Genomic DNA, 12,758 nt, shown 5'->3' with positions numbered 1-12,758 from the left:
AAATGAAAGTAAGTTTAGAATTTTCCAAATACGCATTAGAATACAACAAATACAATATTATACAAAACATGGTTATTCAAAAACTTTTAAGCCATGTTACTAAAAAACCAAAAAATATTTTAGATTTAGGATGTGGCAGTGGAGCTATTTGCAAAGCTATAAATTGGGAGTATCAACACTTTACCGGAGTAGATTTTGCGCCAGGTATGTTAAAGCTGCATCCAAAATCATCAAAAATAGAGTGTGTATATGGAGATTTTAATGATGATACTCTTTTTGAGAATATGCTTACATATATATATGATTTTGTATTTTCAGCATCAGCCCTGCAATGGGCGGATGATTTAGATAGAGTATTTTGTAAAATTAAAGAGTTAAATGCCCCTGTTGCTCTGGCAATATTTACATCAAATACATTTAAAACAATAAATGAAACAGCGTCAATAGATTCTATTTTAAGAAGTGCCGATGAAATTAATGCGTTGCAGAAAAAGTATTTTGATGCAGAGTTTGAGATTGTAAACTATAAACTTGAGTTTGAATCCACAAGAGATATGTTTAAGTATATAAAAAAAAGCGGTGTAAGCGGATCAAGAAAGATATTAAGCTATAAAGAGAGTAAAAAATTATTATATGAATATCCTCTAAACTATTTAGAGTTTGAAGTAGCTTTTATTTACTCTTGCAATATATAGATAGAATCATCTAGATTAATTTCTCCGCTTTTTATTGTTTTGGCAAAAATTCCTCTGTCACTTTTTAAAAGTTTGGGTATTCGTTTGTCTAGTACCGAGAGGTGATTGCAAATAGTACAGTTTTGACTAATTTCTAATACGGCATCTCCTACTTTAAGCCGTGTTCCGATCGCTAAAGCGTAAGGGTTGTAATCTATTAAAAGATTTTCGCCCAAATATCCATGCGGCATATCAATTTGATAATTTTTTATTAAATCATAACTATCTGTTGATGCTATTAAAATAGAACGGTCACTCTCTTTATTGTAAAATTTATCACCTTTTACTCCTAGCGTATCCACTAAAAGAGCAGACTGTCTGACTCTTTTAGAATTACCTTTATGGGAAACAAAAAGTTTTAAGATTTTTCCAACATAAATATTTGACATTTTTTTCACCATTTAATTGTTTTATATGATTTTAACATAATTTTATCTCATAAAAAAGATTTTTTATTTGTAAATCATTCGAAAATTGCGCATTTTTATATAAATGTGAGAAAATTATTACAAAAATGCTATTATTTCTTGACAATTTAATTATATTTCATATATAATGATTTTCTTGCATTTTATAATATGTGTATAAAATATATACTCTACATATTATGAAATTACAAGATAAAGAGAGAGGGGGAGGTAGATGATAAATGAGTAAAATTTCTGAAAATAATTTAGAAACTACTACAGACAAAGCAAAAAAATCGAGTAGAAGAGATTTCTTCAAAAGAACTGCTGCTTATTCTGTAGGTGCGATAGCTGCTACTAATATTTTAGCACCGGCTAAGCTTTTAGCTGATGATGAAAATATAGTTCACCATGTTGAGTGGGGTACAACATTAGGCGATGAGCTTAACAAGCATCCTTATGGGATACCATCGGCGTACGAACATAATGTTGTAAGAAGAACTTCGGCTCTTCTCTCTTCTGCTGGTGATATGCATGCTGCAGTTTCAATGACGCCGCTACATGAGCTAGAGGGGATTATTACACCAAATGGTTTGCATTTTACAAGAACACACAATGGTGTTGCTCATGTAGATCCAAATAAGTTTAGACTTATGATTCATGGATTAGTTGAAAAACCAATTGTTTTAACTTTAGATGAGTTAAAGAAGTATCCATCTGAGAGCAGACTTCTGTTTTTGGAGTGTCCTGCAAATGGTGCGGCAGAATGGAAAGGTCCTCAGTTTAACTCTTTACAATTTGTAAAAGGTATGATGAGTAATGCTGAATGGACTGGTGTTCGTCTTAAAACTATTCTTGATGAAATTGGTCTTAAGCCGACTGCAAAATGGATGTTGGCAGAAGGTTCTGACGGCTCAGAGATGAGCAGAACTGTTCCTGTTGAGAAAGTTTTAGATGATGCAATGATTGTTTGGGCTCAAAACGGTGAAGCGCTTAGACCTGAGCAGGGGTATCCTGTTCGTTTAATGTTGCCGGGTTGGGAAGCTAATTTATGTGTTAAATGGCTTAAGCGTTTAGAATTTGGTGCAGAGCCTTGGTATTGTAAAGAAGAGACTTCTAAGTATACTGTGTTAATGCCGAGTGGTAAAGCTATACAGCATTTCTACCCGTTAGAAGTTAACTCTATTATCACAACTCCTTGTCCTGAAAAACCATGGTCAGATCTTAAAAAAGGCGACTTGGTAGAAGTTGAAGGTATTGCGTGGAGTGGTCATGGAACTATTAAAGCTGTTGATATATCATTTGACGGTGGAGATAACTATGTTGAAGCAAGTCTAAAAGGGTTAGTTCTTCCTAAATCATGGACAAGATTCTCATATATGTACAGGTATGAAGGCAAACCGTTGCTTTTACAATCGCGGGCAATGGATGATGCTGGATTCGTTCAGCCATCAATTTCGCAAGAAAAAGCTATTATGGGATTAGAAGGTGTTTATCATAGAAACTCAATTTGTACTTGGGAAGTTAGACAAGATGGTTCAGTTCATAATGTTCAAGTTAGAACAGATAACTGTCCAAGTTAGGGAGATGTAGAAAATGATAAAATTAAACAATAAACTAATTATTCTTGGTGTTTCCGTAGCTGCAAGCAGCGCGCTGTTTTTTACTGGCTGTTTTGCTTCTAATACTTCTGCAGGTACATCATCTGCGAAGGTAGAATCGGCTGCTAGCGGTATATACAACCCTACTAAAAATGCTTTAGATGGTGGTGTTACATATAAAAGAGAAAACGGCATGTATACTGCATATGCTGTTAATGAACAAGCGACAACGGGTGTAAACTTCGGTAGAGCTCCAACTCCAAATGAGTTAAAAGCTTGGGATGCAGATATTATGCCTGATGGTACAGGATTGCCGATAGGTTCCGGTACAGTAGAAGAGGGCGAAGTTCTCTATGACAGAGATTGTGTAAGCTGTCATGGTGAATTTGGTGCAGGAGGCAAAGGCTATCCGACACTAACAGGCGGTTCAATGGATTCGCTTACAAATCAAAGAACTTGTCCGGGCAAAGATGCTCCAAAAAGAACTATAGGTACATATTGGCCACAAGCAAGTACGCTTATTTGGTATATCCGAGATGCTATGCCGTATGCAAACCCAAAAAGTTATACACCAGATGAGATGTATGCTATGGCAGCTTATTTGCTGGCAGAAAATGGTATTCAAATAGATGGCGAAGATATCGAAGAGTTAAATCAAGATAACTTTACAAAGATTGTAATGCCTAATCGTGATGGTTTTTATCCAAATATTGATGGACCGGATGGTGTTGAAAATGTAAAAGCATTTTATCAAGATCCGAAAAACTTTGGTGCAGTAGGCAGTCGTTGTATGACCAACTGTGGTAAAGAACCTATAAAAAGAATAGGAAATGAAATTACAAATGTTGAACCTCCGTATTCAACTCTAAGAGATCTACCTAAAGTAGATTCAAATGCAGGTGCAGCAGTTTCTGAAGCTGAAATGCTATATGAAAAGTCTTGTTTGGTTTGTCATAAAACTGATAACATGGGAGCTCCGCCGGTTGGGGATAAAAATGCTTGGGCTAAAGTAATGGAACAAGGCATAGATAGAGTAAATCATAATGCTTTAAATGGTATTGGCGCTATGCCTCCAAAAGGCGGTGCTATGAACTTAAGTGACGATCAGGTTAAAGATATCGTTAACTTTATGATAGAGTCAAGTAAATAAATTTAACGATTCTATTATACATTTTAATAAAAAGGAAAAAAAATGCAAAGAAGAAAATTTTTAAGTTTAGGTGTTACAGCGGCTGCTGTTGCATCAGTATTACCAGTTAGTTTAAGTGCTACAGATTTTAGAACAACTGCTCCAAAGGCATGGGAAGCTGCTGGAAGTAGAGAAGCTATTGAAGCATTATTTGGTTTAGCACCTTTAATTGAAGGAAAAATTGAATTAAAAGCTCCAAAATTGGCTGAAAATGGCGGTGCAGTGCCAATTGTTATTAAATCAGATGTAGAACTTACAACAATTGCTCTATTCCAAGATGCAAATCCAAGAAGTGCAGTTGCAGTATTTGAAGTTGGAGAAAATGGTGTTGCTGATATGATGACTAAAATAAAAATGAGAAAAACTGCTGAGGTAACTGTTGTTGGAAAAGGCAAAGACGGCAAATTGTATTCAGCTGTACAAAAAGTAGAGGTTTCTATCGGTGGTTGTGGAGGTTGATTTAATCTTCCACAAATCATAAAGAAAAAATTATAAACATAAAAAATAAAAAAGGATTATACTATGAAATTAAAAGCGAAAGAAAAAAAAGGTATTGTTGAAGTTAAATTGCTGCTTGATAGTCCAATGGTTGGAAAAGAAGAGGCAGAGATTAAAAAAATAGGTGTTGATTTCCTTACTCATGTAACAGCTAAAGTAAATGGAAATGTAGTTTGGGAAGCATCAACTGGTCCATTTTTGTCAAAAAATCCTTATTTCAAATTTGCATATAAAGGTGCAAAAGGTGATGAGGTTGTTATAGAAACTGTTGACAATAAAGGTGAAACCAAAAGCGATACTGTTAAAGTTAAATAAATTATTTGCTATCTTCTTCTAAAAAAGAAGATAGCAAATATCACTAAGAATAAACTTTATGTGTTTTTAACACATAAATTTTATTCTTGTCGGAGAATAAATAAAAACAAAAGGGGAAAACATGTTAAATAAAATGATAAAACCGTTATTAACGGCTGCTGTAGCGTTAATACCATTAACAGCTGTATGTTCTGAACACAATCATAAATCAGTGCCTGATTTTGATTATAATTTAAAACCGAAGCAAGTAAGTGAAAATGTATGGTGTTTTTTTGGAGCACTTGAGATACCGACAAAAGAAAATGGCGGAAACATGGTAAATACTTGTTATATTAAAGGTGATAACAGTTATGTTTTATGGGATACAGGTCCGTCATATGTGTATGCAAAACAAGCTTACGAAGCAGTAAGTAAAATTGCGGGAAAACTTCCTGTAAAACATGTTATTTTAAGTCATGAACATGATGACCACTGGCTAGGAAATAACTATTATAAAGAAGTACATGGTGCTGAGATTGTTGGTCCTGAATCTATCAATTTAAATTATGAAGTTGGACATGAAGAGTCTAGAATGTTTAAAACACTCTCTGAAAATGCTATAAGAGGTACAAAAATCATTCATGTTGATAAGTGGTATAAAAAGGTAATTAAGTTTAAAATTGCCGGTTTAAATTTTGAATATGTTCCTGTTGGAATGGGACACTCTGTTGAAGATTATTTTTTATATATGCCGGATAATAAACTGATTTTAGCTGGTGATTTAGTTATGAATGGAAGAATTACATCAAACAGAGACGGATCTGTAATGGGTCAGCTTAGAGCATTAGAGATGATCAATTCTAAAGAGTGGACAAAACTGGTGCCGGGACATGGATTTATTATAGACAAAACAGCTACGGATGAAGCAGTACAATATTTTACTCTTACAAGAGATAGAGTTCAGGCTGCAATGGATGAAGGTGTTGATAGCACAGAGATAGTTGAAGCGGTACCGTTAGAAGAGTTTAAAGATAAAGCTTTGTATGATTTATTACATGCTAGCAATATATCTAGAGCATTTATGGAATTTGACATGGGGCTGGATTAAGATAATCTGGCCTGAGTGCCAGATTGTTTTATTAAAATAACTTTTTTAAAAACTACTTTATAATCTCTCTTGATTTATTGAATTAAAACATCTTTTTCAATACTATACAATTCATATCTTATATATTTAAAATTTTCACTATATTCGACACTGTGAAGTTTATATAATTCTTCAAGTACTCTTGCAGATTCTTGCGCTCTTTTAAAATTAGCAATAATAATAGCTGATATATTGTCGCGATTTAATTCACTCTTAACAGTTGAGCGAAGTACATCATTTGTACTGTCTCGTTCTTTAAGCAGTTCTAAGGTCTCTTTGATTTTTGCTTTGTGTCTTAATCGTTTTAGTTTGTAAGAGAGCTCTTTATTGTTGTCTCGATATCTTAGTATATCTTCAACAACTCGTATACCTTCTTTGAGGCGGTTTAAGTTAGCATCAATCACCCGATAAAGTTCGGGTGAGAGCTTATTATTCTTCATTTCCAAATATACCAAATAGGTGTAAAAGAGATGTGAATATGTTTAAAAAATCAAGATAAAGTGCAATTGCTCCATCGATCGGAGTTTCATATGCTCCTTTAATAATATTTTGAGTGTCATATACCACTAATATACTAAATAGTAAAACAACAGCTCCCGAGATAGCTATAGCCATCAATGGATTCCCCAAAAAGATATTTATAATAGAAAATGCAATAATAACAACAAGTGCTATCATTAATGGTTTTCCATACCCTGAAAAATCTTTAGTTGTTTTAATGGCATAAAAACTCATAGCACCAAATACAAGAGATGTCATTGCAAAAGCATTTCCTACAATTGTTCCACCACCGCTCATACCAAGCGTATGTGAAAGCAAAGGCGCTAACATTAAACCTGTCATAAATACAAAGCCAAACATTACAGCTAAATTTATTCCAGGTTTATGTTTTACAAAGTGCAGCCCAATTAAAAGCCCAATCTCCAAAATTAGTAGAGGGAAAAAATTAGCTGCAATAGTTCCAGCCATAGGCACACCAACATAAGCACCAACGGCACCAGCCATCATTGAAGCAGCAAAAAGTTTGTAAGTCTCTTTTACAAAAGATACAATTTGTGCATCACTTCTAGCATGATTAGTGCTATATGCAGATGCATTTCCTCTTGCATAATCACGATCATAAAGTCCCATATTTTTCCTTTTTCTTGATTATATGTAATACAAAATAATTTACATATTTGTATATTTAAAAATTTTATACATAAAAAGTTAATAAACAGCAACATCTTAATATATGTGGTAGTAAAAAATAAAAAAAACTTAACATTTTAAAAAAAAGATTAAAAACTCTTTCACAGATTAAGAAGCCATTAAGAATCATTTCTCTATAATTCCCCTCCACAAACAGAGAGACCTAAAGTTTAGGATTAAAAATCTAGGTTTGAGATCATTGAAAACTAAGCAAGTAAATAGACTTTAATAACTAGAAATAGTTAGATTGGTCATTAATAAGTTTACTTAGAAATAACTAAAATAACAACAACCGTCTATTCTATTTGGTCTCTATTTATTTAGAGATACCCAATAGTATAGATACTATACAAAGTCTATCAGATGTTCACGCACTGATAGCAACATAAAGCCAATGATTTAATAATCTTGGGCAAAGATTAAACAACTTCAATTATGGAGAGTTTGATCCTGGCTCAGAGTGAACGCTGGCGGCGTGCTTAACACATGCAAGTCGAACGGTAACGCAAAGTGCTTGCACTTTGGCGACGAGTGGCGCACGGGTGAGTAATATATAGTTAATGTACCTTCAAGACTGGGATAGCCACTGGAAACGGTGATTAATACTAGATACACCTTCATATCACAAGGTATGAAGGGAAATGTTTTTTCGCTTGAAGATCAGACTATATCCTATCAGTTAGTTGGTGAGGTAAGAGCTCACCAAGACAATGACGGGTAGCGGGTTTGAGAGGATGATCCGCCACACTGGTACTGAGACACGGACCAGACTCCTACGGGAGGCAGCAGTGAGGAATATTGCACAATGGAGGAAACTCTGATGCAGCAACGCCGCGTGGAGGATGACGCATTTCGGTGTGTAAACTCCTTTTATATGTCAAGAAAATGACGGTAGCATATGAATAAGCACCGGCTAACTCCGTGCCAGCAGCCGCGGTAATACGGAGGGTGCAAGCGTTACTCGGAATCACTGGGCGTAAAGGACGCGTAGGCGGGATATCAAGTCAGGTGTGAAATCCTACAGCTTAACTGTAGAACTGCACTTGAAACTGGTAACCTAGAGTATGGGAGGGGGAGATGGAATTAGTGGTGTAGGGGTAAAATCCGTAGATATCACTAGGAATACCTAAAGCGAAGGCGATCTCCTGGAACATAACTGACGCTAAGGCGTGAAAGCGTGGGGAGCAAACAGGATTAGATACCCTGGTAGTCCACGCCCTAAACGATGAACACTAGTCGTCGTGATGCTTGTCATTGCGGTGATGCACTTAACAGATTAAGTGTTCCGCCTGGGGAGTACGGTCGCAAGATTAAAACTCAAAGGAATAGACGGGGACCCGCACAAGTGGTGGAGCATGTGGTTTAATTCGAAGATACGCGAAGAACCTTACCTGGCCTTGACATTGATAGAATACTGTAGAGATACGGTAGTGCCCTTCGGGGAGCTTGAAAACAGGTGCTGCACGGCTGTCGTCAGCTCGTGTCGTGAGATGTTGGGTTAAGTCCCGCAACGAGCGCAACCCTCGTCCTTAGTTGCCAGCAGGTTAAGCTGGGCACTCTAAGGAGACTGCCTTCGCAAGGAGGAGGAAGGTGAGGACGACGTCAAGTCATCATGGCCCTTACGGCCAGGGCTACACACGTGCTACAATGGGGCGTACAGAGAGTTGCAATACCGCGAGGTGGAGCCAATCTCATAAAGCGTCTCTCAGTTCGGATTGGAGTCTGCAACTCGACTCCATGAAGCTGGAATCACTAGTAATCGTAGATCAGCAATGCTACGGTGAATACGTTCCCGGGTCTTGTACTCACCGCCCGTCACACCATGGGAGTTGATTTCACCCGAAATTGGGAAGCTAACCTTCGGGGGGCTACCACTTACGGTGGAATTAGCGACTGGGGTGAAGTCGTAACAAGGTAACCGTAGGAGAACCTGCGGTTGGATCACCTCCTTTCTAGAGTAAAGAGAAAACATTCGTTTGTTTATCTCATACAAAGAAAATCTCACAAGAGAAATAGTTATTTTAGTCTTTTGCTTGCTTAGTTTTCAGTGATCTGTGTTCATTTGAAATATTAGATTGTTAAGGGAATATCTCTCAAACATAAGTTTGGGAGGGATTTTAGCTTTAATCAAGGCGGGTTCTTTGCTGAATGAGGAGCATAGTTATACTATGTGACGATTGAAGTAAAGGTTCCAACGAAGAGTAAAGCTAAAAGCACCCCAAAAGGGCCTATAGCTCAGCTGGTTAGAGTGCACCCCTGATAAGGGTGAGGTCCCAGGTTCAAGTCCTGGTAGGCCCACCATTTTTTGGAAATTTGCACTTGATAAGTTTGCTCACATACATTTAGTATGCTTCGCAACCTTATCAAGCACAACTTTCTCAAAAAACCAAATATAAGTCTTTAATTGAAAAGATTTATATTTGGTTTTATACCAAAAGTTCATTAAATTATCATTGTTAAAGTCAATAAAATATAGTTATAAGAGATAACTAGAGATAAGAAGAGCGATCTTTGTATTTTCTATGTGAATCAAATTATAAATATATCAACTAAATAACTACAATTAAACAGGCACTGTCTTACATTAAGTAAGGTAGTGAACGCAACATAGAATAAAAAAGATATTAAGGGCCATAGGTGGATGCCTTGGCTAGTAGAGGCGATGAAAGACGTACTAGGCTGCGAAAAGCCTCGGGGAGCTGCCAAGAAGCTTTGATCCGGGGATTTCTGAATGGGGCGACCCAGCATGGCGCGAGTCATGTTACCCTACGGGGGGCGAACTCAGGGAAGTGAAACATCTCAGTACCTGAAGGAAAAGAAATCAAACGAGATTCCCATAGTAGCGGCGAGCGAAAAGGGATTAGGGCACTTAGTGATAATATATTTGTTAGCTGAACACTTTGGAAAGAGTGAACATAGAGGGTGATATTCCCGTAAGCGAAAACATTTGTATGGTACTAGACTAAGGAATGAGTAGGTCGGGACACGTGTTATCTTGACTGAATATGGGGGGACCACCCTCCAACCCTAAATACTACTACTAGACCGATAGCGAACAAGTACCGTGAGGGAAAGGTGAAAAGGACTGCGGTGAGCAGAGTGAAATAGAACCTGAAACCTATGGCTTACAATCATTCGGAGCACTATTATATATAAGTGTGACGGACTGCCTTTTGCATAATGAGCCTGCGAGTTGTGGTATCTGGCAAGGTTAATCGAACGAGAAGCCGTAGCGAAAGCGAGTCTTAATAGGGCGAATTAGTCAGATGCTGCAGACCCGAAACTGAGTGATCTATCCATGAGCAGGTTGAAGCTGGTGTAAGAGCCAGTGGAGGACCGAACCCGCTGGCGTTGAAAAGTCTTGGGATGACTTGTGGATAGGGGTGAAAGGCCAATCAAACTCAGTGATAGCTGGTTCTCTCCGAAATATATTTAGGTATAGCCTCGAGCATTAGCATGAAGGGGTAGAGCACTGACAGGGCTAGGGCTGCTTACCGCGGTACCAAACCCTATCAAACTCCGAATACTTCATGTGTAACCTCGGGAGTCAGGCGGTGGGTGATAAAATCCATCGTCAAGAGGGGAACAACCCAGACTAGCAGCTAAGGTCCCAAAGTCTTGTCTAAGTGGAAAAGGATGTGAAGTTGCTGTGACAACCAGGAGGTTGGCTTAGAAGCAGCCACCCTTTAAAGAAAGCGTAACAGCTCACTGGTCTAGCGATTTTGCGCCGAAAATATAACGGGGCTAAGACAAGCACCGAAGCTCTAGGTTGTAGTACATCATTAAGTTCTCAGAGAAGAGATATTCAAAGAGTTATATTTAAAACTTTACGGAGTGAAGTTTTAAAATGCCTCAGGGGATAAGAGAGATACTTAGGATTTAATGATGTACTACAGCGGTAGGAGAGCGTTCCAGTCAGCGTAGAAGCCATACCGGCAAGGAGTGGTGGAGCGGCTGGAAGTGAGCATGCAGGCATGAGTAGCGAGAAAAGAAGTGAGAATCTTCTTCGCCGTAAACCCAAGGTTTCCTACGCGATGCTCGTCATCGTAGGGTTAGTCGGGACCTAAGTCGAGTCCGAGAGGGGTAGACGATGGCAAATCGGTTAATATTCCGATACCGACTGTTGTTCGCTTGAGTGATGGGGGGACGCATAGAGTTAATTGAGCTCACTGATGGAATAGTGGGTCGAAGGATGTAGGTTGTATCATAGGCAAATCCGTGATACATTAGACCGAGATCTTACAGGCAGAGCAATCTCTTCGGAGAGCGCTTTGAATCAATGATACTGTCGTGCCGAGAAAAGCCTCTAAACGAGAACAGCAGTTGCCCGTACCGTAAACCGACACAGGTGGGAGAGATGAGTATTCTAAGGCGCGTGGATGAACCCTGGTTAAGGAACTCTGCAAACTAGCACCGTATCTTCGGTATAAGGTGTGCCCTATTTGTAAATGGACTTGCTCCATGAAGCATTGACGGGTCGCAGCAAAGTGTCCCTCCCGACTGTTTACCAAAAACACAGCACTCTGCTAACTCGTAAGAGGATGTATAGGGTGTGACGCCTGCCCGGTGCTTGAATGTTAAATGGATTGCTTAGCTCACGCGAAGGCTTGAAATGAAGCACAAGTAAACGGCGGCCGTAACTATAACGGTCCTAAGGTAGCGAAATTCCTTGTCGGTTAAATACCGACCTGCATGAATGGCGTAACGAGATGGGAGCTGTCTCAACCAGGGATCCAGTGAAATTGTAGTGGAGGTGAAAATTCCTCCTACCCGCGGAAAGACGGAAAGACCCCGTGCACCTTTACTATAGCTTGACATTGCTATTGGGATATTCATGTGCAGGATAGGTGGGAGCCGTTGAATCTATGACGCCAGTTGTAGATGAGGCATCCTTGAGATACCACCCTTGAATATTCTGATAGCTAACTCGGTACGATTATCTCGTGCGAGGACAATGTCTGGTGGGTAGTTTGACTGGGGCGGTCGCCTCCTAAAAAGTAACGGAGGCTTACAAAGGTTCGTTCAGAAGGGTTGGAAATCCTTCGTAGAGTATAATGGCATAAACGAGCCTGACTGTGAGAGAGACAACTCGAGCAGAGTCGAAAGACGGTCATAGTGATCCGGTGGTTCTGTGTGGAAGGGCCATCGCTCAAAGGATAAAAGGTACGCCGGGGATAACAGGCTGATCTCCCCCAAGAGCTCACATCGACGGGGAGGTTTGGCACCTCGATGTCGGCTCATCGCATCCTGGGGCTGGAGCAGGTCCCAAGGGTATGGCTGTTCGCCATTTAAAGCGGTACGCGAGCTGGGTTCAGAACGTCGTGAGACAGTTCGGTCCCTATCTTCCGTGGGCGTAGGAGAGTTGAGGAGAGCTGACCCTAGTACGAGAGGACCGGGTTGGACATGCCACTGGTGCACCAGTTGTTCTGCCAAGAGCATCGCTGGGTAGCTACGCATGGATGAGATAACCGCTGAAAGCATCTAAGCGGGAAGCCAACTCCAAGATGAACTCTCCCTGAAGTACGCTTGAAGACTACAAGCTTGATAGGCTGGATGTGTACGCAGAGTAATCTGTTTAGCTGACCAGTACTAATAGTACGTTTGTCTTTTTTACATATCGTTCACTACCTTACTTAGTGTATAGGTGTCTGAAGTAGTTATTTAGTGATTAGTGATTAGTGATTAGTCGGCGGTTTT

At 39.0% G+C, this 12,758-nt stretch carries 9 protein-coding genes, 1 tRNA gene and 2 rRNA genes; 9 read left to right on the top strand and 3 right to left on the bottom strand.

The genetic code is table 11. From position 1 onward, the window contains the following. Nucleotides 1-2: 2 nt before the first annotated feature. On the top strand, nucleotides 3-695 hold the full coding sequence (locus FJR47_RS09465; RefSeq protein ID WP_152300193.1) for a methyltransferase domain-containing protein: 693 nt from the start codon (nucleotides 3-5) through the stop codon (nucleotides 693-695). Here FJR47_RS09465 and FJR47_RS09460 read toward each other — a convergent pair. Continuing rightward, nucleotides 677-1,123 carry an MOSC domain-containing protein gene (locus tag FJR47_RS09460; RefSeq protein WP_152300192.1) on the bottom strand — a complete coding sequence of 149 codons (447 nt, stop codon included), beginning with the start codon at nucleotides 1,121-1,123 and terminating at the stop codon, nucleotides 677-679. The genes FJR47_RS09465 and FJR47_RS09460 overlap by 19 nt on opposite strands. A gap of 260 nt (nucleotides 1,124-1,383) precedes the next feature. Here FJR47_RS09460 and soxC point away from each other — a divergent pair, with 260 nt between their 5' ends. The 5 genes from soxC to FJR47_RS09435 all read left to right on the top strand — a co-directional run bounded on the left by soxC (nucleotide 1,384) and on the right by FJR47_RS09435 (nucleotide 5,831). Then, a complete protein-coding gene (gene soxC / locus FJR47_RS09455) occupies nucleotides 1,384-2,724 on the top strand; it encodes a sulfite dehydrogenase (RefSeq protein WP_152300191.1) in 1,341 nt (446 codons plus the stop codon). Between the two features lie 13 nt (nucleotides 2,725-2,737). Further along, entirely contained in the window at nucleotides 2,738-3,892 is a 1,155-nt protein-coding gene (locus FJR47_RS09450) for a c-type cytochrome (RefSeq protein ID WP_152300190.1), read from the top strand. Nucleotides 3,893-3,934: 42 nt separating this feature from the next. Then, complete coding sequence (locus FJR47_RS09445; protein WP_152300189.1) at nucleotides 3,935-4,390, top strand: thiosulfate oxidation carrier protein SoxY; 456 nt, start codon at nucleotides 3,935-3,937, stop codon at nucleotides 4,388-4,390. A 63-nt stretch (nucleotides 4,391-4,453) separates the two neighbouring features. Continuing rightward, complete coding sequence (gene soxZ, locus FJR47_RS09440; RefSeq protein ID WP_152300188.1) at nucleotides 4,454-4,744, top strand: thiosulfate oxidation carrier complex protein SoxZ; 291 nt, start codon at nucleotides 4,454-4,456, stop codon at nucleotides 4,742-4,744. A 121-nt stretch (nucleotides 4,745-4,865) separates the two neighbouring features. Next, on the top strand, nucleotides 4,866-5,831 hold the full coding sequence (locus tag FJR47_RS09435; protein ID WP_152300187.1) for an MBL fold metallo-hydrolase: 966 nt from the start codon (nucleotides 4,866-4,868) through the stop codon (nucleotides 5,829-5,831). 74 nt (nucleotides 5,832-5,905) lie between these two features. Here the strand turns inward: FJR47_RS09435 and FJR47_RS09430 are convergent, their stop codons facing one another. Both FJR47_RS09430 and FJR47_RS09425 read right to left on the bottom strand, forming a co-directional pair. After that, nucleotides 5,906-6,310 carry a thiamine-phosphate pyrophosphorylase gene (locus FJR47_RS09430; RefSeq protein WP_188093719.1) on the bottom strand — a complete coding sequence of 135 codons (405 nt, stop codon included), beginning with the start codon at nucleotides 6,308-6,310 and terminating at the stop codon, nucleotides 5,906-5,908. Further along, the gene (locus tag FJR47_RS09425) at nucleotides 6,300-7,001 is read right to left on the bottom strand and encodes a Bax inhibitor-1/YccA family protein (protein WP_152300186.1); all 702 of its coding nucleotides are present in this window, start codon (nucleotides 6,999-7,001) and stop codon (nucleotides 6,300-6,302) included. The genes FJR47_RS09430 and FJR47_RS09425 overlap by 11 nt, the downstream gene beginning before the upstream one ends. 492 nt (nucleotides 7,002-7,493) lie before the next feature. Here FJR47_RS09425 and FJR47_RS09420 point away from each other — a divergent pair. The 3 genes from FJR47_RS09420 (at nucleotide 7,494) to FJR47_RS09410 (ending at nucleotide 12,675) form a co-directional block, all read left to right on the top strand. Next, nucleotides 7,494-9,013: ribosomal RNA gene (locus FJR47_RS09420) — 16S ribosomal RNA — on the top strand. Between the two features lie 272 nt (nucleotides 9,014-9,285). Then, nucleotides 9,286-9,362 (top strand) — tRNA-Ile (locus FJR47_RS09415). A 313-nt stretch (nucleotides 9,363-9,675) separates the two neighbouring features. Then, nucleotides 9,676-12,675: ribosomal RNA gene (locus tag FJR47_RS09410) — 23S ribosomal RNA — on the top strand. The 16S and 23S rRNA genes sit together here with 1 tRNA gene alongside, the layout of an rRNA operon. Nucleotides 12,676-12,758 lie beyond the last annotated feature (83 nt).

The organism is Sulfurimonas xiamenensis, assembly GCF_009258045.1.
In the GTDB taxonomy this organism is placed as follows: Bacteria; Campylobacterota; Campylobacteria; order Campylobacterales; family Sulfurimonadaceae; genus Sulfurimonas; species Sulfurimonas xiamenensis.
This window is presented reverse-complemented; position numbering and strand designations above follow the sequence as displayed.